The 22,131-nt window shown below is 64.2% G+C and carries 21 protein-coding genes; 10 read left to right on the forward strand and 11 right to left on the reverse strand.

All coding sequences use genetic code 11. From position 1 onward, the window contains the following. Positions 1–87 precede the first annotated feature (87 nt). Together FJV80_RS32340 and FJV80_RS32345 are read right to left on the reverse strand one after the other, a co-directional pair. Entirely contained in the window at positions 88–1,464 is a 1,377-nt protein-coding gene (locus FJV80_RS32340) for an MFS transporter (RefSeq protein WP_142878329.1), read from the reverse strand. A gap of 203 nt (positions 1,465–1,667) precedes the next feature. Continuing rightward, positions 1,668–6,485, reverse strand: coding sequence for an NAD-glutamate dehydrogenase (locus tag FJV80_RS32345; protein ID WP_142878330.1), 4,818 nt, complete (start codon positions 6,483–6,485; stop codon positions 1,668–1,670). A 136-nt stretch (positions 6,486–6,621) separates the two neighbouring features. On the opposite strand from FJV80_RS32345, the gene FJV80_RS32350 reads away from it, so the two are divergent. Further along, positions 6,622–7,185, forward strand: coding sequence for a peroxidase-related enzyme (locus tag FJV80_RS32350; protein ID WP_142878331.1), 564 nt, complete (start codon positions 6,622–6,624; stop codon positions 7,183–7,185). Positions 7,186–7,318: 133 nt separating this feature from the next. Then, the gene (locus FJV80_RS32355; protein WP_095775871.1) at positions 7,319–7,645 is read left to right on the forward strand and encodes a YciI family protein; all 327 of its coding nucleotides are present in this window, start codon (positions 7,319–7,321) and stop codon (positions 7,643–7,645) included. Between the two features lie 21 nt (positions 7,646–7,666). Here the strand turns inward: FJV80_RS32355 and FJV80_RS32360 are convergent, their stop codons facing one another. Then, positions 7,667–8,281 (reverse strand): LysE family translocator, encoded by a 615-nt coding sequence (locus tag FJV80_RS32360; RefSeq protein ID WP_142878332.1) that lies wholly within the window; start codon positions 8,279–8,281, stop codon positions 7,667–7,669. 209 nt (positions 8,282–8,490) lie between these two features. Between FJV80_RS32360 and FJV80_RS32365 the strand changes: the two genes are divergently transcribed. Both FJV80_RS32365 and FJV80_RS32370 read left to right on the forward strand, forming a co-directional pair. After that, a complete protein-coding gene (locus tag FJV80_RS32365) occupies positions 8,491–9,315 on the forward strand; it encodes an alkaline phosphatase family protein (protein ID WP_185975298.1) in 825 nt (274 codons plus the stop codon). A 349-nt stretch (positions 9,316–9,664) separates the two neighbouring features. Further along, a complete protein-coding gene (locus FJV80_RS32370) occupies positions 9,665–10,291 on the forward strand; it encodes a DUF1062 domain-containing protein (protein ID WP_142878334.1) in 627 nt (208 codons plus the stop codon). Between the two features lie 61 nt (positions 10,292–10,352). Here the strand turns inward: FJV80_RS32370 and typA are convergent, their stop codons facing one another. Then, on the reverse strand, positions 10,353–12,182 hold the full coding sequence (gene typA, locus FJV80_RS32375) for a translational GTPase TypA (protein WP_095775858.1): 1,830 nt from the start codon (positions 12,180–12,182) through the stop codon (positions 10,353–10,355). Between the two features lie 143 nt (positions 12,183–12,325). Here typA and FJV80_RS32380 point away from each other — a divergent pair, with 143 nt between their 5' ends. Beyond that, positions 12,326–12,664: a hypothetical protein gene (locus FJV80_RS32380; protein ID WP_095790286.1), complete on the forward strand. Its 339-nt coding sequence runs from the start codon at positions 12,326–12,328 to the stop codon at positions 12,662–12,664. 91 nt (positions 12,665–12,755) lie between these two features. Here FJV80_RS32380 and FJV80_RS32385 read toward each other — a convergent pair whose 3' ends face one another. Further along, entirely contained in the window at positions 12,756–14,039 is a 1,284-nt protein-coding gene (locus tag FJV80_RS32385) for an MFS transporter (protein WP_179296103.1), read from the reverse strand. A 74-nt stretch (positions 14,040–14,113) separates the two neighbouring features. On the opposite strand from FJV80_RS32385, the gene FJV80_RS32390 reads away from it, so the two are divergent. Both FJV80_RS32390 and FJV80_RS32395 read left to right on the forward strand, forming a co-directional pair. After that, a complete protein-coding gene (locus tag FJV80_RS32390) occupies positions 14,114–14,731 on the forward strand; it encodes a TetR/AcrR family transcriptional regulator (RefSeq protein WP_095775861.1) in 618 nt (205 codons plus the stop codon). A gap of 43 nt (positions 14,732–14,774) precedes the next feature. Continuing rightward, positions 14,775–15,368, forward strand: a complete 594-nt coding sequence (locus FJV80_RS32395) for a hypothetical protein (protein ID WP_095794002.1) — start codon at positions 14,775–14,777, stop codon at positions 15,366–15,368. Positions 15,369–15,452: 84 nt separating this feature from the next. Here FJV80_RS32395 and ppa read toward each other — a convergent pair whose 3' ends face one another. The 6 genes from ppa to FJV80_RS32425 all read right to left on the reverse strand — a co-directional run bounded on the left by ppa (position 15,453) and on the right by FJV80_RS32425 (position 20,033). Continuing rightward, positions 15,453–15,986 carry an inorganic diphosphatase gene (ppa, locus tag FJV80_RS32400; protein WP_038650389.1) on the reverse strand — a complete coding sequence of 178 codons (534 nt, stop codon included), beginning with the start codon at positions 15,984–15,986 and terminating at the stop codon, positions 15,453–15,455. 201 nt (positions 15,987–16,187) lie between these two features. Beyond that, complete coding sequence (locus FJV80_RS32405) at positions 16,188–16,694, reverse strand: GNAT family N-acetyltransferase (RefSeq protein WP_142878335.1); 507 nt, start codon at positions 16,692–16,694, stop codon at positions 16,188–16,190. 154 nt (positions 16,695–16,848) lie between these two features. Then, positions 16,849–17,487 carry a TPM domain-containing protein gene (locus FJV80_RS32410; protein ID WP_142878336.1) on the reverse strand — a complete coding sequence of 213 codons (639 nt, stop codon included), beginning with the start codon at positions 17,485–17,487 and terminating at the stop codon, positions 16,849–16,851. Positions 17,488–17,491: 4 nt separating this feature from the next. Continuing rightward, positions 17,492–18,370: a YgcG family protein gene (locus FJV80_RS32415; RefSeq protein WP_142878337.1), complete on the reverse strand. Its 879-nt coding sequence runs from the start codon at positions 18,368–18,370 to the stop codon at positions 17,492–17,494. 4 nt (positions 18,371–18,374) lie between these two features. Then, a complete protein-coding gene (locus FJV80_RS32420) occupies positions 18,375–19,142 on the reverse strand; it encodes a YgcG family protein (RefSeq protein ID WP_142878344.1) in 768 nt (255 codons plus the stop codon). Between the two features lie 252 nt (positions 19,143–19,394). Further along, positions 19,395–20,033 (reverse strand): LemA family protein, encoded by a 639-nt coding sequence (locus FJV80_RS32425; RefSeq protein ID WP_095774694.1) that lies wholly within the window; start codon positions 20,031–20,033, stop codon positions 19,395–19,397. A 163-nt stretch (positions 20,034–20,196) separates the two neighbouring features. On the opposite strand from FJV80_RS32425, the gene FJV80_RS32430 reads away from it, so the two are divergent. Genes FJV80_RS32430 through FJV80_RS32440 form a run of 3 tightly spaced genes read left to right on the forward strand, consistent with a single transcriptional unit; the run spans position 20,197 to position 22,113 of the window. Further along, positions 20,197–20,448 carry a hypothetical protein gene (locus FJV80_RS32430; protein ID WP_095774867.1) on the forward strand — a complete coding sequence of 84 codons (252 nt, stop codon included), beginning with the start codon at positions 20,197–20,199 and terminating at the stop codon, positions 20,446–20,448. 13 nt (positions 20,449–20,461) lie between these two features. Further along, a complete protein-coding gene (pdxY, locus tag FJV80_RS32435) occupies positions 20,462–21,346 on the forward strand; it encodes a pyridoxal kinase PdxY (protein ID WP_142878338.1) in 885 nt (294 codons plus the stop codon). Continuing rightward, the gene (locus FJV80_RS32440; protein WP_142878339.1) at positions 21,343–22,113 is read left to right on the forward strand and encodes a DUF429 domain-containing protein; all 771 of its coding nucleotides are present in this window, start codon (positions 21,343–21,345) and stop codon (positions 22,111–22,113) included. The genes pdxY and FJV80_RS32440 overlap by 4 nt, the downstream gene beginning before the upstream one ends. Positions 22,114–22,131 lie beyond the last annotated feature (18 nt).

Here is a 22,131-nt window from a genome sequence, read left to right on the forward strand (position 1 = left end):
CCCCCCGCCGAGGTGGGGTAATGGCGCTGACCCCCACCCCGCTCCGCTTCGCGGATCGACCCTCCCCACAAGGGGGAGGGTAAGGCGCTACTCCGACGGCCGATCCGCCGGATACGGCGTGCGAACCAGTATTGCCATGCCGATGCCGAGGAACAGGATGATCACGGCCATGCCGAGCCGCGCCGAGTCGGAGAGCGCGGTGATGGTCGCCACCAGGAACGGCGCCAGGAAGCTGGTCGCCCGACCGGCCAGCGCGTAGATGCCGAAATAGCGGCCGGATTCCGCCGCTGTCACGCTGCGCGCCATGTAGGAGCGCGACGACGCCTGCACGGGGCCGAAAGCCAGGCCGATCAACAGCCCGTAGAGGATATAGGCCTTTTCGGCCGCTGTGCCGAACAGGCCGCCCGAATCGGTGGTCGGGAGCTGGATCAGGCCCAGCAGCGTGAAGCCCGGCCCCGTCGAGATGACGCCTATGGTTGCTATCGACAGCATGACCAGCGCGATCATCACCACGGCCTTGGAGCCGAGCGCGGTGTCGAGGCGTGCCGCGATCCAGCAGCCGAAAATGGCGACGACATTGAGGATGATGCCGAACATGCCGATCTCGGTGATCGACCACTGGAACATGCCCGCCGCGAAGGTGCCGCCAAGCGCCAGCAGCGCGTTGACGCCGTCCTGGTAGATCATGCGGGCGACGAGGAAGCGGAAGATGCCGCCGCGCCTGCGCACCTCGGCCAGCGTCGATTTCAGCTCCGACAGGCCTTCCCGCACCGCCGGCCCGATCGGGATGCCCTTGATGGCGTCGGGCGTAAAGAAGAACATCGGCAGGATGAACAGGAAATACCAACCGGCCGACAGCGGTCCGGTGGCGCGCGCATCCTCGCCGAGCTTCGGATCGAGCCCGAACAGCGGGTCGATGCCGATGATCGTCTTGCCGCTCTCCGGCGAGCCGGCGAGGCAGGTGACGACAAAGATCAGCGCGATCATACCGCCGAGATAGCCGAGACCCCAGGCCGTGTTGGAGATGCGGCCGATCTCGCTCTTCGGCACCAGCCGCGGCATCATCGAATCGTTGAACACAGTAGAAAATTCCGCTGCTACCGACGCCAGCGAGAACAAAGCCGCGACCAGGAACAGGTTCGAGCCGGGTGCGGCAAACCAGAGCAAAGCGAGACTGGTGATCTTGATCGCGGCGAAGAAAGCGATCCACGGCTTGCGCGGCCCGGTCTGGTCGGCGATCGAACCGAGGATCGGTGACAGCACGGCGATGACCAGCCCTGCCGCGGCGATGCCGTAGCCCCAGACCGCTTGGCCGGTGTTGGGATCGCCAGCCATGCGCGAGACGAAATACGGACCGAAGATGAAAGTGGTGACGACCGTGAAGAACGGCTGCGCCGCCCAGTCGAAGAACATCCATCCCCAGATGCCGCGCCCGGACGCCCGCTGCACTGTCTCTACCGCCATGATGATTCCCTCGGCCCCACCCGCGTCGGGCGCCATGTCTGCATGTTTCTGATGCTCATGCAAATGACAAGCGTGGCGGGCGCCACCCCCTACCTCCCCCTTGTGGGGAGGTCGGACCGAAGGTCCGCGTGGGGTCGGCGCCGCCTCCACCCGCTGCTTCGCAGCGACCCTCCGCACGAGGAGGAGGGTAGGCCTCCGAAGCCTCACATCCCGGTCAGATCGCTCATCAGCCCAGACGCCACCGATAGCCGCGACACGGTGATGTCGCCGCCTTCGGTCAGCGCCTGCAGCCGCTCGCGGATGCGCGCCACGCGCTCGCCGCCGGCTTCCAGCCAGGCCGCCACCGGATCCGCTGCCTTGGCATGGCCGGTGAGCGCCGCGACCGCGATGCCGCGCCGCGCCGCGCCGATCGTGTCGGTGGCGCGCGACAGCGCCAACTGGTCGTAGTAGTCCGACGGCGTGATCGAGCGCGCCGCGTCCTCGACACGCGGGATGCGGAAGGCATCGCTGACCGCAAAGAAAGCCTTGGCGGCGGCGACAATGTCGGCGCCGGCCGTGCGCGCCGTCAGCGCGATGTCGGGGACGAGTTCCGCCACCTCGCTCAGCGCCAGCTGCTCGACCAGCCTTTCCGGCGCGCCGGCCTTGAACAGCCCGTGCCGCTTCTCCTCGATCCGCTCGCGCGAAAACGCCGGCAGCAGCGAAACGAGCTTCGGCTCCAGCGCCTTGCGCGCGTCCTGCAGCTCGGCGATGCGTTGGCCGAGCGGCGCCGTGCCGGCATCGTTCTTCAGATACCAGCCGCTGGTCACATAGATCAGCCGGCTGACCATCTGGTAGAGATCGAGCTGCACCTGGCCGTCGATCTGGTTGTCGAGCGCGTCGATCTCGCTATAGAGCGCCGGCAGCGCGAAGCCGTCTCGCACCACGGCAAAGGTGCGCACCACGTCGGCGGCGGTGCGCCCGGTGGCTTCCTGCAGCCGGTTGACGAAGGACGGGCCGCCGCGATTGACCAAATCGTTGGCGACGACGCGGGCGATGATCTCGCGGCGCAGCCGGTGACCGTGGATTTCGGCGGCGTATTTCTTCGCCATCCGGTCCGGGAAATAGCCCATCAGGTCACGGTCGAAATGCGCATCGTCAGGCACGTCGCTGGCGACGATGTCGGAAAACAGCACGATCTTGGCATAGGCGAGCAGCACGCCGAGCTCGGCCCTGGTCAGCGGCTCGCCGCGCGCCTCGCGCTCGGCAAGGGCAGCCGGCGACGGCAGCGTCTCCACGGCGCGGTCTAGCAGCCCGCGCGCTTCGAGCGCCGACATGAAGCGGGCCTGGTGCGCGATGTCGGCAAGGCCGCGCTTGCGGGCGATCGAAAGCGCCAGCGTCTGCTGGTAGTTGTTGGAGAGCACAAGCCCGCCGACCTCGCCGGTCATCTCGGCCAGCAGCTTGTTGCGCGCCGGTCGCGTCAGCGATCCCTTGCGCATGGCCGACGCCAGCGCGATCTTGATGTTGACCTCGACGTCGGAGCAGTTGACGCCGCCCGAATTGTCGATGGCGTCGGAATTGCAGCGGCCGCCATTCATGCCGAACTCGATGCGGGCGCGTTGCGTGACGCCGAGATTGGCGCCCTCGCCGATCACCTTGGCGCGCACGTCGAGCGCGGTGACGCGGATGGCGTCATTGGCGCGGTCGCCGACCTCGGCATTGGTTTCGGTGGAGGCCCTGAGATAGGTGCCGATGCCGCCGAACCACAGGAGGTCGACCGGCGCCTTGAGGATGGCGGTCATGATCTCGGCTGGCGTGGCGGTCGTCTTTGTCAGGCCGATCGCCGCCGCTGCCGCCGTAGGCAAGGTGATCGACTTCTGGCTGCGCGAGACGATGACGCCGCCTTCCGACAGCTTCGTCTTGTCATAGTCCTGCCAGCTCGAACGCGCCAGCGCGAACATCCGTTCGCGCTCGGCCATCGAGGCCGCCATGTCGGGATCGGGATCGATGAAGATGTCGCGATGGTCGAAGGCGGCGATCAGCCTTGTCCGCGGCGACAACAGCATGCCGTTGCCGAACACGTCGCCCGACATGTCGCCGACGCCGACGACAGTGAAAGGCGAGGTCTGGATGTCGCGGTTGATCTCGCGGAAATGCCGCTTGACCGCTTCCCAGGCGCCCTTGGCGGTGATGCCCATCTTCTTGTGGTCATAGCCGGCAGAGCCGCCGCTGGCGAAGGCATCGTCGAGCCAGAAGCCATGCTTCTCGGAGATCGCGTTGGCGGTGTCGGAAAAGGTCGCCGTGCCCTTGTCGGCGGCGACGACGAAATAGGGATCGTCCTGGTCGCGCCTCATGACGCCGGCCGGCGGGATGACCCCGTCCAGGCCGATATTGTCGGTGATCGACAAAAGGCTGGAGACGAAATTCTTGTAGGCCGAGGTGCCGACCTCGAAGATCGCGTCTCGGCTGCCGCCCGTCGGCAGGCGTTTGGGGAAGAAGCCGCCCTTGGCGCCGACCGGCACGATGACGGCGTTCTTGACCTGCTGCGCCTTGACCAGGCCGAGCACCTCGGTGCGGTAGTCCTGGGCGCGGTCCGACCAGCGCAGGCCGCCGCGCGCCACCGGGCCGAAGCGCAGATGCACGCCCTCGACCTCGGAACCGTAGACGAAGATCTCGCGCCATGGCCGTGGCGCTGGCAGTCCCTCGATCGCCTGCGAGTCGAGTTTGATCGCCAGCGACTGGCCCTTCTCGTTCGTATCGGCAACGAAATGATTGGTGCGCAGCGAGGCCTCGATCAGATTGAGGTAGCGGCGGATGATGGTGTCGTCGTCGATGTTGGGCACATCCTCCAGCGCATCCCTGATCTTTGCCTTGAGGTGCTTTGCCGCCACCACGCCCTCTGTCTCCGCCATTGAGCCGAGCCGGGCGATGAACAGCGCGTGCAGGCCGCGCGCGATCTCTGGATAGCGGTTAAGCGCCGCGGCGATGAAATCCTGGCTTTGCGGAATGCCGACCTGCTGCAGATAGCGGCCATAGGCGCGCAGGATGGTGATTTCGCCGGACCACAGGCCGGCGGTCTGGGCGAGGCCATTGTAGCCGTCATTGTCGACGTCGCCGCGCCACACCGACAGGAAAGCGTCCTCGAACAGCGCGCCGCCATCGGTAAGGTCGATCGGCTTGCCGTAGCTGTTCTCCAGTTCCATGTCGTGGATGAAGACCATGCCGGGCTGATCACCGTTGATCATGCCGGACTGGTCGTCGCCGACCTCGAAAGTGCGCTCGCTGATGACGCGGAAGCCGATGTTTTCCAGCACCGGCACGCGCCGCGACAGCGCCACCGGGCTGCCGTGGTGATAGATCTTCAGCGCCGCCTGGTGCGGCTTCTGCTCGCCATGGCGGTAATAGTCGATGGCGATCGGATTGGCGGCGCTGATCCTGGCGATGCGCCCGGCATCGGCCAGCGCCACGGCCGGCGAGAAACTATCGCGATAGCTTTCGGAAAACCGTGCGGCGATCGCCGTCCGTGCGGGATCGGCTCCAGTCTCGGCCGCTGTTTCCCGAAGCGCGTCGTCCCAGGTGCGGACAATGTCGCGGATCGCTTCCTCGATCGTCGCCTGCTCGATTTTCGGCGTCTTGCCGCCGGAGCGGCCTATGATGAAATGCACCCGCGCCAGCCCGCCTTCCGGAAAGGCCGGGTAGTAGGCCGACAACCGCCCCTCGAACGCCGTTTTCAGATAGGCGCCGATCTTCTCGCGCACGACGCTGTCGTAACGGTCACGCGGCACGAAGACGAGGATCGAGACAAAGCGGTCGAACTGGTCGGCACGCACCAGCGCCCTGACGCGGGGACGCTCCACCAGGCCCAGAATAGCCTCGGCGTGCTTGCGCAGGATCGGCACCGGGACCTGGAACAGTTCGTCTCGCGGATAGCTCTCCAGCACGTTGATCAGCGCCTTGCCGGAATGATCACCCGGATTGAAGCCGGATTTGGCAATGATGGTTTCGGCCTTCGACCGCAGATACGGTATCTTCATCACCGAGCGCGTGTAGGCGGTCGAGGTGAACAGGCCGACGATGCGCAGTTCGCCCGACAGCACACCCTTGGCGGTGTAGGTCTTGACGCCGATGTAATCGAGATAGATGCGGCGGTGCACGGAAGACTTGGCATTGGCCTTGGTGACGATCAGCGGCTCCGGCCCATGCAGGAAGGCGCGAATCTCGGGCGTGGTGGTCACCGCTTCGGTGCCGCGCCGCAGCACCAGCACATCGGGATCGGACAGGATGCCGAGGCCGGGCTTGTCGGCGCGCTCCAGCATGCCGCTCTTTTCGCTGCCGGTGTATTTGAACTCGCGCATGCCTAGGAAGGTGAAGTTGTCGTCCCGCAACCATTCGAGGAAGGCTATCGCCTCGGTGACGCTGGTCTTGTCGAGTGGCACCGGCGAGTAGCGGAATTCGGAGATCGCCTGGTCGAGGCGGGCCAGCATCGGCTTCCAGTCGGTCACGGCGGCGCGCACCTGGCCGAGCAGCTTCTTCAGTCGACCGGCCAAGGCTTCGGCCTGGTCGGGCGGCAGGCGGCCGATATGGACATGAATCACGCTCAGCCGGTCATGGCCGGTGTCCCCCTTGGCGTGGCCGCCGTCACCGAGGATTTCCTCGACGCCGCCCTTGCCGTGCCTGACGACGATCACCGGATGGGTAACCAGCAAAGGCTCACCGGCGCTATCGGTGATCTCGCCAAGGACGGAATCGAACAGGAACGGCATATTGTCGTTGACGACGGTGATCACCGTCACCGGGCGGCCTTGGCGAACGACCTCGGAATCGACATCTATGGCGACGACGCAATCGCCCTTTTTATGTCTGGCGACAGCGCGCCCGGCGAGATCGGCGGCGCGCACGAGATCGGCGACGTCATAGGCGGCAATGTCTTCTGCAGGAGCTCGTGCCAGCAGATAGTCGGCGAGCTTGCCGGACCTGTCTTCTGCCTTTGCCGCTACCTTTGCCGCGCTCTTTTTTGGCGGATTTGCGGTTTTTGGATTGGCCATGACGCTATTGCCTCCCGTCGAATGCTTTTACGGCTATCGTAGCAGATGACCGCTGTTTGGCGACAAAGGTTTGACGGCTTGCCGAGAATTATCGGAATTCGGCGGCAAGCCATCATCCAACCAGGAGAAACGACACATGACCGGCAAAATTTCAGCGCTTGATCTGGCCTCGGGAGAGCTGAGCGAGCCGACAAAGGCCTATTTCGCCAAATGCGAGGAAAAGCTCGGCCTGGTTCCCAACGTGCTCAAGGCCTATGCCTTCGACGACAAGAAACTGCGCGCCTTCACCGACATGTACAACGACCTGATGCTGGGTGAGTCCGACCTGTCGAAGCTGGAGCGGGAGATGATCGCCGTTGCAGTCTCCTCGATCAACCATTGCTACTACTGCCTGACCGCGCACGGCGCCGCGGTGCGCCAGCTGTCGGGTGACCCGGCGCTCGGCGAGATGATGGTGATGAATTTCCGCGCCGCCGATCTTTCGCCGAGGCGGGCCGCGATGCTCGAATTCGCCGTCAAGCTGACGGAGGAGCCGGCCAAGATCGTCGAGGCCGACCGGGCCGCACTTCGCAAGGCCGGCTTCAGCGACCGCGACATCTGGGACATCGCCTCGACCGCGGCCTTCTTCAACATGTCGAACCGGGTGGCCGCGGCAATCGACATGCGGCCGAACGACGAGTATCATGCCATGGCGCGTTGAGGCTCGCGGGAGGCCCAACGCGCCTTATATTAGTCACTTCTCATTTCCGTTGCGTGTTTGCCGGTTTGGTCCGATGATCGGCGGGCGGCATGACCGCATGCCGGTTCAATGCCGCTCATCACGGGAGGAGAACATGGCGAAGTTTCTCTATGTCTATCACGGCTCCGGCAAGATGCCGACGAGCGAAACCGAGCGAAAGGCGATGACCGACGCCTGGACAGGCTGGTTTGGAAAGCTTGGCTCGGCCGTTGTCGATCAAGGCAATCCAGTCGGCATGTCGAAGACCGTCCTGCCTGGCGGCAAGATAGAAAACAACGGCGGCAGCAACCCGACCGGCGGCTACTCGATCATCGAGGCCAAGGATATCGACGATGCCGCCGAAAAGGCCAAGGGCTGCCCGATGCTGGCCATGCCGAACTGCAACGTCGAGATCGCACCGATCATCAATATGATGGCCTGACGCCTCGCCTCAGGATCATGCTCAAGACCGCGCCGCGATCGCCGCGGCGGCGCCGGCCATTGTGGTGGCGCTGACGCGGTTGGCGATCTTCATGGCGCGCTTGCTCTTCAGCAGCTTGCGCGCCTGCGCGGCGGCGAGCACCCAGGCGAGATCGATGGCGATCAAAACCACCGCCATTGTCGCCGTCAGCTCGACCCAGCCGACAATGCTGACCGAGGCGAGGTCGATGATGGTCGGCAGCAGCGCCAGGTAGAACATCATGATCTTGGGGTTGCCGAGCGTCACCGCCATGCCGGCGAAGAACAGCTTCGCCGGCGAATCCTCGCGCGGCATCTCGCCCTCCTTGGCATCGACAGGCGCCGTCCACATCTTCCAGGCAAGGTAAGCGAGATAGGCGACACCGACCCACTTCACCACGACAAAGGCGAAGTGAAAAGTCTGCGCCACCACGGCAAGTCCGAACACTGCCAGCGACAGCCAGATGCCCTCGCCGATCCACATGGCGAGCAGGAAGGGGAACACGTCGCGAAAGCCCTTCGCGATGACGCGTGCGACCAGTGCCGCGATCGACGGACCGGGTGAGCCGGCGGCAACGAACAAGGCGGCGGCGAAAATCAGCAGCGAGGTGAGATGCATGGCACTGCCTCCAAACGGTTGAAGGGCGGACGATATCCGATCGACATCGCCGCTTGCAACGCCGGTGGCAGCGGATCCCGGACTGGCTCCGCGTTTGGCCATGCCCTTGACTGCCATGCCCGACTTGCAGTCAGGTTGATCTTGCCGAGCAGGCGGAAGGAGGCGTTTTCGTGGTTGTGCCAAGGCGCGCGGTCGTTCGACGGTTCTCCATGCTGGCTGTCCTGGCAGCCATCATGGCGCTGAGCGGAGGGCTCCAGGCTGTCGCATCGTCGGCAAAGCCGCCGAAATATGATCACGTGGTTGTCGTGATCATGGAGAACCACAGCTTTGAGCAGATTTCCCTGGCGAGGCGAGCCGCCCCCTATTTGAACAGGCTGGCAAAGGGCGGCGCGCTGTTCGAGCAATCCTATGGGGTTGCTCACCCCAGCCAACCCAATTACCTCGCGCTGTTCAGCGGCCTGACACAAGGCGTCCATGACGATGGCATGCATAGCTTTGCAGCGCCGAACCTGGCCGCTCGTCTTCGGGCTCACAGCAAGACGTTCGCGGGCTACGTCGAAGCCAGATCGCCGCGAAAACACAATCCCTGGGAATCGTTTGCGGATTCAAAGGGATTTGAGAAGCCTTTGGCCCAGTTCCCTCGCGACTATGCGAAGCTACCATCCGTTAGCTTCGTAATCCCCAATCTCGACAATGACATGCATGATGGCACAATAGAGGCGGCGGATGCCTGGTTGAAAACTTACCTTGGGGGCTACGCGGCTTGGTCGAAGAAAAACAACAGCCTTTTGATAGTGACGTTCGACGAAGACGACTACCATACAGATAATCATATATTTACTGTATTCTATGGATTTGGAGTTGAACCAGGGCGTTACTCCGAAAAGGTCGATCACTATTCCGTCTTGCGAACCATTGAAGACATCGAGAGCATACCCCCCTTGGGCACCAGCGTCATCAGAAAGGTGATCGCAAGTGGTTGGAACCGACGGCAGTTTCCCACCTTCCGTCGCCAAATGATCGCCCCCGAATAACGTCGGAAGCCATCATTCGTTCGAAGTTACTGCCTCCCTTGCGGTCCTTGTTGGCTAAGGGTAGAAGACCCGCCGCGAAACATTTTCGAGCTTCACTTTGCCTCAGTAACCGCCGGTCTCGTCAACTCCCCCGACTCACTTGCATGGCGCCGCACCCGCGGTGCCTGTTTCATGTTCACGTGTTCCTCTGGGCGGCGGTTCGAGACCGGTTTGGCACTGCTGAACCACTGTCGCGCGCTTTCCGCCAGCGACACCTGACCATCTCCGCAGCCGACCGCCACGCCGCGCCCGCATGGGCATCTCGATCGTGCCGACCTGATGAACTTCCCGACGGGAAGGGCTTATCGGCATGTCCGGCACTCTACGCATCCATTGGGCGATCGCGGCCCAAATCGCACCCCGACCGCTGATCAGCTGCAATCGCTGCGGCGGCGTGAAGGCCTATCGCTGCAGCGGAAAATTCCGCGTCAACGCCAATGGTAAGCGCATCGACGTGTGGCTCATCTATCGCTGCGTCGACTGCGACAATTCCTGGAATTTCGGCATTTTCGAGCGCTGCAACCGCCGCGACATCGAACCGGCCCTGCTGCAGGCGCTCGAAAGCAACGACCCGGTACTGGCGCGGCGCCATGCCTTCGACGTCGTCGCCTTGCGCAATCAGGTGGGACGCGTCGAGGAGTTTCCCGATGTCGCGGTGCATAAGCGGCTGCTTGGCGGCGCCAGGGAAACCGCGTTGGCCCTGGAGCTCCAGCTCGGGCTCGAAATGCCGACATCGCTCCGGCTCGATCGTCTGCTCGCCAATGAACTCAGCATCTCGCGCTCGCGGCTCCTGGCGTTGGAGGAGCGGCGCCTGCTGGTCGTCGATCCGGACGGCGCCAAAGCCTTGCGCAAGCCGGCTCGCCAGGGAATGACGGTCCGCATCGACCTGGCCGGCGAGCCGGATCAGGAAGCGATCATCTGTGCTGCCGGCGGGTAAACGAGAGAGGGGCGGAGCACCTTGTGCTCCGCCCCTCTGGGAAAATCGTCGGAAGAAAAACTTATGCCGCGCCGACCGCCTTGGACGACTTCTCGAACCGCTTGCGCTCGTTCGGGTCGAGATAGAGCTTGCGCAGCCGAATGGTCTTCGGCGTCACCTCGACCAGCTCGTCGTCCTGGATCCAGGCCAGCGCGCGTTCCAGCGTCATGCGGATCGGCGGGGTGAGCTTGACCGCCTCGTCCTTGCCGGCAGCGCGGATGTTGGTCAGCTTCTTGCCCTTCAGCACGTTCACTTCGAGGTCGTTGTCGCGGGAGTGGATGCCGATGATCATGCCCTGATAGACCTTGACGCCCGGATCGATGACCATCGGGCCGCGGTCTTCCAGGTTCCACATGGCGTAGGCGACCGATTCGCCCTGCTCGTTGGAGATCAGCACGCCGTTGGTGCGCCCCGGCAGTTCGCCCTTGTAGGGCTCATAGGCATGGAACAGCCGGTTCATCACGGCGGTGCCGCGCGTGTCGGTCAGAAGTTCCGACTGGTAGCCGATCAGGCCGCGCGTCGGCGCGTGGAAGACGATGCGCTGGCGGTTGCCGCCGGAGGGGCGCAGTTCGACCATCTCGGCCTTGCGCTCCGACATCTTCTGCACGACCACGCCGGCATGTTCCTCGTCGACGTCGATGACGACTTCCTCGACCGGTTCCAGCAATTCGCCGTTCTCGCCCTTCTGCATGACGACGCGCGGCCGCGACACGGCGATTTCAAAGCCTTCGCGGCGCATCGTCTCGATCAGCACGGCAAGCTGCAATTCGCCACGGCCTGAGACGAAGAACGAATCCTTGTCGGGCGATTCCTCGATCTTCAGCGCGACATTGCCTTCGGCTTCGCGCAGCAGGCGGTCACGGATGACACGGCTGGTCACCTTGTCGCCTTCGGTGCCGGCGAGCGGGCTATCATTGACCAGGAAGGACATCGTCACGGTTGGCGGATCGATCGGCTGCGCATGCAGCGCCTCGGTCACCGACAGGTCGCAGAACGTGTCGGCGACGGTACCCTTGGACAGGCCGGCAATAGCGACGATATCACCCGCCTGGGCTTCCTCGATCGGCTGGCGCTCGAGGCCGCGGAAAGCCAGGATCTTCGAGATGCGGCCGGTTTCGATCTGCGTGCCGTCATGGTGCAGCACCTTGACCGCCTGGTTGGCCTTCAGCGTGCCGGATTCGATACGGCCGGTGATGATGCGGCCGAGGAAGGGGTTGGCTTCCAGGATGGTGCCGATCATGCGGAACGGGCCGGGATGGACGGTCGGCGCCGGCACATGCTTGATGACGAGATCGAACAGCGGCGCAAGCTGCTGGTCCTTGGGACCTTCCGGATTTTCCGAAACCCAGCCATCGCGGCCCGAACCGTAGAGGATCGGGAAGTCGAGCTGCTCGTCGGTGGCGTCGAGCGCGGCGAACAGGTCGAAAACCTCGTTGACCACCTCGACATGGCGGGCGTCCGGGCGGTCGATCTTGTTGATGACGACGATCGGCTTCAGCCCGACCTTGAGCGCCTTGCCGACGACGAATTTGGTTTGCGGCATCGGGCCCTCGGCGGCATCGACCAAGACGATCGCCGAATCCACCATCGACAGGATGCGCTCCACCTCGCCGCCGAAATCGGCGTGGCCGGGGGTGTCGACGATGTTGATGCGGGTGTCCTTCCAGTCGACCGAGGTCGCCTTGGCCAGGATGGTGATGCCGCGCTCCTTTTCCAGGTCGTTGGAATCCATGGCGCGCTCGGCGACGCGCTGGTTGTCTCGGAAGGAGCCGGACTGCTTCAAAAGCTGGTCGACAAGGGTGGTCTTTCCATGGTCGACGTGCGCGATGATCGCGATATTACGGAGTTTCATGTTCTGGGTCTCGGAAGCGTTGCAGGCAGCAGGCCAAAGGCGCTGCCTCTTTCGGTTGCGCGGCTCATACAGGGTTTTTCGCAGTTGCGAAAGGGGAAGCGCGACACCAAATACTCATCAAATCTTAAGCATCTGCGTGTGAGATGATTTTGTTAACCAAGGCGGGAACCTTTCAGGGCCCGAGCAGTTCGACCGACATGACCGATAAACTCAACCGATTTTGGCCGCTCATCGCTTCGGTGGCCTTTGCCTTGCTGTTGGTGGCCAATGCCGCGCAGTCGGCTGCCGCGACCCAGAAAGGCGCGCGCGCCGTTGCGCAGTCAGACGCCCGGACCGCCGAACAGGCTTTTGCCGATGCGCCCGACGGCGTTGACCCGATGGTGACGGGACCGGTCAGCGCCGCCTTCAAGCAGCGCCAGGACGCCGCCAACTGCGACAGCGCCGTGTGGCCGAACATTCCGATGGTCTGCTACCCGGACTGACCGCACATAAATTGCCGTCTCGGACAGCGGCAACCATCGACACGCCCTGAACGCACAAGGCGGTCTGACGGCCGTCAGCTCGCCTCTCGCCTTACGCGGCTTGCGGTTCCGGATCGAAAGCCGGCTGGCTGGTGTTGATCAGCAGCGAAATACAGGCGGCCGCGATGGCCGTCATGCCGGCGATGAGGAAAGCCAGTTCGTAATTGCCCTGCAGCTCGCGCATCGTGCCGCCGAAGGCGGCCGCGGTGGCGGCACCGACCTGATGGCCAGCGACGATCCAGCCGAATACGATCGGGCCGCTGCGGTCGCCAAACGCCTCGTTGGCAAGCCGTAGCGTCGGTGGCACGGTGGCGATCCAGTCGAGGCCGTAGAGGACGGCGAAGATGATCAGGCTGGTCGCCGAGAAGCCGGAATAGGGCAGGTAGATCAGCGACAGGCCGCGGATGGCATAGTAGACGCCGAGCAGCTTGCGCGGATCGAAACGGTCGGTGAGCCAGCCCGACAGCGTCGTGCCGATCAGGTCGAAAATGCCCATCATCGACAACAGGCCGGCGGCCTGCACCTCGCCGATGCCCATGTCGCCGCAGAAGGCGATCAGGTGCGTGCCGACCAGCCCGTTGGTGGTGAAGCCGCAGACGAAGAAGGTGGCGAACAGGTACCAGAACACCCGCGTGCCGGCGGCGCGGCGCAGCGTGTTCAGCGTATGCGCCAGGAAATTGCCCTGCGATGCCGGCGGCACCGGCGGAACGTCGTCGGCCTCGGCGCCATAGCGCACCATGCCGATCGAGGCCGGGCGCTCCGGCACCAGCAGCCAGACCAGCGGCAGCAGACAGGCCGTGGCGACCGCGACGGCGATGGCGACCGGCTTCCAGCCGCCCGATTGCGCCAGCGAGGCGAGCAGCGGCAGGAACACCAGCAGGCCGGTGGCGCTGGAGGCCGACATCAATCCCATGACCAGGCCGCGATTGGTCTTGAACCAGCGGTTGACGATGGTGGCGCCGAGCACGCTGGCAACAGCGCCGGAGCCGATGCCCGAGAAGACGCCCCAGGTGATGAAGAGATGCCAGGGCTTGGTCATCAGCAGGCTGAGAGCGGTCGAACCCGACATCACCAGCAGCGATGCGATCAGCGTGCGGCGCAGCCCGATCCGCTCCATCAACGCGGCGGCGAACGGACCCGTCAGACCATAGAGCAGGATGCCGACGCCGGCCGCCAGCGAGATGACATCGCGCCGCCAGCCGAAGCTGTTTTCCAGCGGCAGCATCATGACGGCGGGCGCCGAGCGAAGCCCTGCGGCGATCAGCAGGCAAAGGAAGATGACACCGACCACCACGAAGGCGTAGCGCTGGCCAAACGGACGGGATTGAGCTATCATGTTACTGACCGGTACGTTGCAAGATGGGAGCATGTATACGTACCGATCGGTAACATTGTCAATCGAGTCCCGTGATGCCAACCGACAAAAATATTGAACTGTCCATCAGCGACGATCATGCATCGGCGCCGCCGAAGGCGGCCAAGAAGATCCTCGACGTGGCGTATGACCTTTTCTACCGGCGCGGCATCAGGGCAATCGGCGTCGACGAGATCGTCAAACGCGCCGGCGTCACCAAGCCCAGCCTCTATCGCAGCTTCCCTTCCAAGGACGAATTGGCCGCTTCCTATCTTCGGCAATACGATCTTGAATATTGGGAACGTTTCGACGAGGCCGTCAAAGCCCATCCGGACGACCCGCGCGCGCAGATCAAGGCTTTCCTGACCCGCATTGGCAAGCGCACGCAGGTGGCCGACTATCGCGGCTGCGGCATGACCAACGCGGCGGTCGAGTATCCCGACCACAGCCATCCGGCCCGCGTGGTGAGCGAAGCCAACAAGCAGGAACTGCGCCGCCGGCTGCGCGCCATGGCCGCCGCGATGGGGGCGCAAGACGCCGACACTCTGGGTGACGGGCTGCTGCTTTTGATCGAAGGCGCCTATATCAGCGGCCAGCTGTTCGGCCTCGGCGGCCCCGCCCAGTCGGTGGCGACGAACGCCGATCTGCTGATCGAAGCGAGCTTGAAGAAATAGCGTTTGGCGATACGTTGCTCCGGCCTAACTGGAGATTGTCGTCATGCGTGCCACTTTGATCCCGCTTGCGCTTGCCGGCCTGTGTCAGGTGGCTCGTGCCGGCGACATATCCAGCGCCTATACCGATCTCGACTCGAAGAAGGATTGCGTGACCTATGCGCAGGCCGCGGAAGGCGACGGCGACTGGGCCGATCTCGCCTGTTCGGGCTATCGTGGCTATCCCGTGCTCATCGCCTATGACGACGCCCGTGAATCGCTGTTCTACGGTTTTCCGCCCGGCGGCGACATGACGTCCGTCTGGGAAAGTTTTTCAGGCTTCAATTCGTCCGCGGCCAAGGTTGAATGGCGCATCGAAACCAATGGCGACAAGGCCGTGCCCTTCGCGGTCATCCACCGCCGCACGATCAGCGATGCCGAGGTTCAGGACAAATCGACGGACGTGCTGCTTGTCGCCAAGGTCGGCCAGATGGACGCGCGAGAAAGCTGCACGGTCGGCCTCGTGCTGGCCACCGGCAACCCGCAAGCCAACGATCAGGCGCGCAAGCTCGCCGACGCGAAGGCGCGAACCTTCGCCTGCGGCAAGGACCGGCACATCGTCATCGGCAATGTGCCGGCTTTCGGCCGGGTGGATAACTGACCGAAGCGGTTTTCCGTTCGGAATCGCGTCAAACAAAAAGTTGGAGCGGTTTGCCGTTTCTGTGAAACGGTGGACCGCTCTAAGCTACTTGCTCTTCTTCGCCCGCTCGATCGCGTCGACGATCATCTTCTTGGCATATTTGGAATCGTGCCAGCCTTCGATCTTGACCCATTTGCCGGGCTCGAGATCCTTGTAGTGCTCGAAGAAGTGCTGCACCTGCTGCAGGGTGATGTCGGGCAGCTGCGTATACTCGGTAACGTTCTCGTAACGCAGCGTCAGTTTGGGCGATGGCACCGCGATGACCTTCTCGTCCTGGCCGGCATTGTCTTCCATGATCAAGACGCCGATCGGCCGCACATTGATGACGCAGCCCGGCACCAGCGCGCGCGTGTTGCAGACCAGCACGTCGATCGGATCGCCATCGCCCGACAGCGTGTGCGGCACAAAGCCGTAATTGCCGGGATAGCGCATCGAGGTGTGCAGGAAGCGGTCGACGAACAGCGTGCCGGCCTCCTTGTCCATCTCATACTTGATCGGCTCGCCGCCGATCGGCACTTCGATGATGACGTTGACGTCTTCGGGCGGATTCTTTCCGGTGGCTATGGCTTCAATGCGCATGGATTTGTCCCTCTCTCGGTCGGGAGGAGATAGCGGGCGGCGCACAATGGCGCAATGCGGCGAATGGTGCTCGCGAACGTCAGGCGGGACGCGATGGCGTCACACGCGTTCAATCATCGGCACAAGATGTTTCAGCGTCGTGATTTCACCGGGATACCGCACCGCGTACCGGCCTTGCTTTGCGCAATCATCGCCCGGCGGTCATTCCCAGACGAAGGCGACCTTCTTCAGCGCTTTCTGCTCGAAGATCTCGACGCCCTCGGCGACATCGCGGCCGCCGGCGCCGGCATAGAAGGCCAGCGCGTTCTGGTTGTCTTCCAGCGCCCACACCACCATGCCCTTCAGCCCGTGGTCGGCAAGGCGCGCCCTGGCCGCCGAAAACAGCCGCCGGCCGAGGCCGATGCCCTGATATTCCGGGCGCAGGTACAGTTCGTAGATCTCGCCCTGCTGCTTGAGTTCCCGGGCGCGGTTCTTGCCGATCGTCGCATAGCCGGCGACGGTGCCGCCGATTTCGACGACCAGAACGGTGGCGGCACGGCGAATCGCATTCGCCCACCAGTCGGCGCCGCGGCGGTTGATCATCGACGTCAGCGTGCGGTGTGGAATGATGCCGGAATAGGCGCCGCGCCAGGCTTCCAGATGCACTTCGGCAATGGCGCCTGCATCGCGCGGGTCGGCTTTCCGGATGTCGATCGTCAGCGTATTCATGATTTGTTAACCATAAACCCGCATCGGGCGATTGCAAGAGTCCGGGGCGGCCCGCCGGCCGCTTTCTCACAGCCGATCCTCACATTGTTGACATCGCGCAAAAGCCTGTCTGGAAACAGGCCGGACCGGTAAAGTGGCGCCTATCGGCAGGCTCTCAGATTTCGACCAGATGGTCGTCGAGCTCGTTGGTATCGCCGGATGTGACCGGGAAATGCTCGGCCAGTACCGCCCCCACCTGCTCGATCGCCTTGACGAACCCATCGGCAAGCCGGTCGTCGCCGGCATGCGCCGTCAGGTCACCCACCACGCCGTCCCAGACATGCTGGCCGACCTTGGCGTCGATGCCCGAATCGGCGACCACCTCGGCATAGCGCTCGGCGATCGAGACGAAGACCAGCACGCCGGTGCGCGCCGTGGTGCGATGGACGTTGCGGGCGAGGAACTGCTTGATCGCATTGGCGTGTGCGGCCTGATAGCGCAGCCGCCGTGGCACCATATGGATGCGCAGGCCGGGAACAGCCCACAACAGGGCAAGCACGCAGGCCAGTGCCAGCAATTGCGCGATGACGAAATGCGGCAGGCGGATGGTGAGCCACGATGCCTCCAGCCCATAGGCGACGGCGAGGCTGACCACCAGCATACCTAGCGTCGCCATCATGGCGGCCGGAGCGAAATAGCCTTCGCTGGCATGGGCGACGACGCAGTAGATCTCGCCGTCGGTTTTGGTTTCCGCGGCGCGGATCGCGTCGGCGATGCGCTCATGATCCTGCGGGCTGATCGGTCGTGTTGCCATTGTCTCACCAGCTTCCTGAAGAACCGCCACCACCGGACGAGCCGCCGCCGCCCGAGAACCCGCCGCCGCTCGACCCGGACGACCAGCCGCTGGAACTGCCCGACGACCAGCCGCTGCCCGACGAACCGGTCGTCCAGCCGCTCCCGCCCGAGGATCCGCTTGGCCCCTTGCCGTAACGAAACGTCATGCCCAGCCATCTATACACGCCCGGCGACAGCTTGGTGCCGAACATCGGCGGGAGGAACGCCATGGCCAGGCCGCCGAAGAACATCGTCGCCCACAGGATCAGGAACACCGCGACGATCGGGTCGATGGGGGTGCTGCTGTCGGCGGGATTGCGCTTGCCGCGCGCTTCCAACTCCTCCGGATTGCCTTCCAGCACCATGACCATGTCGTCGACGGCCTTGGAGATGCCGCCGGAGAAATAGCCGGCGCGGAACGCCGGCACCATGTCGTTTTCGATGATCAGCTTGGTGTGCAGGTCGGTCAGCGTGCCTTCCAGCCCGTAGCCGACCTCGATGCGCATCTTGTGGTCGTTCTTGGCGACCAGCAGAAGCACGCCGTTGTTCTCTCCGGCCTGGCCAAGCTTCCAGAAGCGGAACAGCCGGTTGGCGTAGGGCTCGATCTCCTCGCCGCCGAGGCTGGGGATGGTGGCGACGACGATCTGGTCGGACCCCTTTGTCTCGAAATCGGCGAGCTTCTGTGTCAGCGCCGCCTTGGTGCCGGCATCGATGATGCCGGCATTGTCGACGACGCGGCCGGTCAGCGCTGGCAATTCGGCGGCAAAAACCGCGAAGCAGGACAACAGCAGCGCCAGAACGGCCAGAACAACGTGGATCGTCGTGTTGAAACGGCCGGGCCTCGGTAGGCGGCGTGTCGTCATGCCTTCACCAGCTTCCCGAGGAGCCGCCGCCGCCGGACGAACCGCCGCCGCCGGAAAAGCCACCGCCGCCCGAAGACCAGCCGCCGCCGGAACTGCCGGAGGACCAGCCGCCACCCGAGGAGGAGCGCCGGCCGGGCTCGAACGTCATGCCGAGCCAGCGATAGCGGCCGGGTCCAAGCTTCTTGCCGAAGATCGGCGGCAGGATGGAGGCGGCGATGCTGCCGAAGAAGATGATCGCCCAGATGCTGATGAAAATGGCGAAGAACAGGTCGTCGGAATTGAACGGCGCCTGCTGGTTGCGCTTGCCGCGCGCTTCTAGCTCCTCCGGATTGCCTTCCAGCACCATGACCATGTCGTCGACGGCCTTGGAGATGCCGCCGGAGAAATCGCCGGCGCGGAACGCCGGCACCATGTCGTTTTCGATGATCAGCTTGGTGTGCAGGTCGGTCAGCGTGCCTTCCAGCCCGTAGCCGACCTCGATGCGCATCTTGCGGTCGTTCTTGGCGACCAGCAGAAGCACGCCATTGTTCTCCTTGGCCCGGCCAAGCTTCCAGAAGCGGAACAGCCGGTTGGCGTAGGGCTCGATCTCCTCGCCGTCGAGGCTGGGGATGGTGGCGACGACGATCTGGTCGGAGCCCTTTGTCTCGAAATCGGCGAGCTTCTGTGTCAGCGCCGCTTTTGTGCCGGCATCGATGATGCCGGCATTGTCGACGACGCGGCCGGTAAGCGCCGGCAGGTCCGCGGCGCGGGCGGCCAGGGGGAGAAAAAGCAGGCTGGCAAGAAGGCCAAGAAGGGTGAGGTAAGCGCGAGGCCCCCCTCTCTGTCCTACCGGACATCTCCCCCTCGAGGCGGGAGATTGGCAGCTTCGTTGCCGGGTCTCACTTTGAGAGGCTGAACATTGGCGAAAGCCTGGACCACGACTGATCTCCCCCTTTGGGGGAGAGATGTCCGGCAGGACAGAGGGGGGTGTTTGCACGCCAGCGGTCCGTCTTGTGGCAAAGAGACGCTCAGCCGATTTCGCGAATTATCCGCCCTGTTTCGTGCCAAAATCGACCTTCGGCGGCTGCATCTTGTCTTCGTCGACGGTGAAGTTGGCGAAGGGCTCGTTGCCGCGGAACCAGAAGGTCGCCCACAGCACCGACGGGAAGGTCTTCAGCGTCAGATTGTAGTCCCTGACCGCCTGGATGTAGTCGCGCCGTGCCACCGCGATGCGGTTCTCGGTGCCCTCGAGTTGGGCCTGCAGCGCCAGAAAATTCTGGTTGGCCTTGAGGTCGGGATAGGCCTCCGACACCGCGATCAGCCGCGACAGCGCGCTGGTCAGCCCGGCCTGGGCATCCTGGAACTTCTTGAGGGCCTCGGGATCCTTCAGCGTTTCCGGCGTCACCGTGATCTGCGTGGCCTTGGCGCGCGCCTCGACCACCGCATCCAGCGTGTCCTTTTCATGCGAGGCATAGCCTTTGACCGTCTCGACCAGATTGGGGATAAGGTCGGCGCGGCGCTGATACTGGTTCAGCACCTCGCTCCAGGCCGCCCTGGCGTTTTCCTCCGCTGTCGGGATCGTGTTGTAGCCGCAGCCGGCAAGCAGCGGCAGCACGATTGCCATCATCAGGAAGGCGGGCAGCGTGCGGAATGGCGATGGTCGAGCAAGGCGCTGGGCGAGCATGATGGGGTCCCTCGATAGAAGTTGCATGCGAAGCATTACCACAATCGGCGCGCAAGAAAACGGCCTCGGCCTCCGGGCCAGCGACGGCATCCATCGCCTTGCCGCAAGGCCCTGTGATTGGCCGCGCGAACGCGATAAGGTCCGGTCAAAACGGGATATCATCATGGCGCAACGCCAGGACAGCGACAGGGAATCGCGCCGCATCCTCGAGCGCGTCGCGCGGGAGACCGATCCAGCCGGTACCTCCTTGGTGGCGCGGACGACGAAAGGCGTGCGCGACCATGTCTCCGCCGCCGATGCCGACCGCACCGATCCGATCGAGGTCTGGGGCACACGCATTGGCAGGATACTCGGCCTGCTTCTGGCGCTGGGCCTGATGGTCTGGCTCGTGCTTTTCCTCATCCGGGGCAGCTAGGAATCAAAAAACAATGAGCGCCGAAAAACCCGACGCGCCGCGTGCGGTCATCGTCATTTCCAGCCATGTCGCCCGTGGCTCGGTCGGCAATCGTGCCGCCGTCTTTGCGCTGGAGACCCTGGGCTTTCCGGTCTGGGCGGTGCCGACGGTCATCCTGCCCTGGCATCCCGGCCATGGGCGGGCGACGCGTATCGTGCCGCCGCTCGACCAGTTCAAGGCGCTGATGGCCGATCTGGAGCGCGCGCCATGGCTGGGCGAGGTCGGCGCGGTGCTGTCGGGCTATCTCGGCGAGGCCGGCCAGGCCGAGGCCGTCGCCTCGCTGGTCGCCGCTGTCAAGGCCAGGACGTCCGATGCCGTCTATATCTGCGATCCGGTGATGGGCGATTCCGGCGGCCTCTATGTGCCCGAGCCCATCGCCGCCGCCATGCGCGACCGACTGATGCCGATCGCCGACATCGCCACCCCCAACCGCTACGAGTTGGAATGGATGGCCGGCACGCCGCTGCCCGATCTGAAATCGGTGATCGCGGCAGCACTCCATGCCGGGCCGTCGACGATGCTGGTCACTTCGGCACAATCGATGATGATTGGCGGCACCGGCAATCTGCTGCTCGACGGCACCCAGGCGCTGCTGGCCGAACATCGCCTGATCGACAGGCCGCCGAACGGCCTGGGTGATCTGACGGCGGCCGTCTACCTCGCCCGTATCCTTTCCGGCCAGCCGCCGATCAAGGCGCTGCAATCGACCACCGCGGCGGTCTACGAGATCCTGGCGCGCACGGCAAAGCGCGGCGGCGACGAGCTGCAACTCGAAACCGACGCCCAGAGCCTGTCGCAGCCGATGGCCATGGTGCAGCTGCGCCATCTCACGCATCCGGGGCGGGACCGCCGGGCGTGAATTCGGCCGGGGCGGTGCTGGTCGGCGCCGACGGCTGCAAGGCCGGCTGGATCGCCGTGCGGCGCGGGCCCGGTTCAGCGCCCTCGGTTGAAATCTTCCCCAATTTCGCGGCGCTGCTCGCGGCAACTCCCGACGATGCGATTGTCGCCGTCGACATGCCGATCGGCCTGCCCGAATTCTCCAGCAAGGGCGGCCGCGGACCGGAGGCGCTGGTCAGGCCGCAGCTTGCCGCGCGCCAGTCCAGCGTCTTTTCGATCCCGTCCCGCGCAGCGCTCTATGCCGACACCAGCGACTTCACCACTATCGAAGCCTGGTATGCCGCGCATCGCAGGGCAAGCGAGGTGGCAAGGGCCACATCCGACCCGCCGCGCGGCGTTTCCATCCAGGCCTTCGGCATCTTCTCGAAGATCCGCGAGATCGACGCCCTGCTGATCGCGCGGCCCGATCTGCGCGGCCGCGTCTTCGAATCGCATCCGGAAGTCGCCTTCTGGCGCCTGAATGACGACCGGGCCATGCTGCTGCCGAAGAAGATCAAGGGCAGCGTCAATCCGGCCGGCATGGCGGAGCGCAAGGCGCTGCTGTGCCGGCACGGCTATGCCATCGACTTTCTCGACCAGCCACCGCCGCGTGGCGCGGCCGCCGACGATTTCCTCGATGCGGCGGTCATGATGCTGATCTCCGGGCGCATTGCCAGCGGCAGGGCGAAGCCATTTCCCAACCCGCCACTCGCTGACGGTTTTGGCATACCGGTCGCCATCTGGGCATGACAATGTCGGCGGACGTCC

The sequence above is a fragment of the Mesorhizobium sp. WSM4310 genome, assembly GCF_007003935.1.
Lineage (GTDB): Bacteria > Pseudomonadota > Alphaproteobacteria > Rhizobiales > Rhizobiaceae > Mesorhizobium.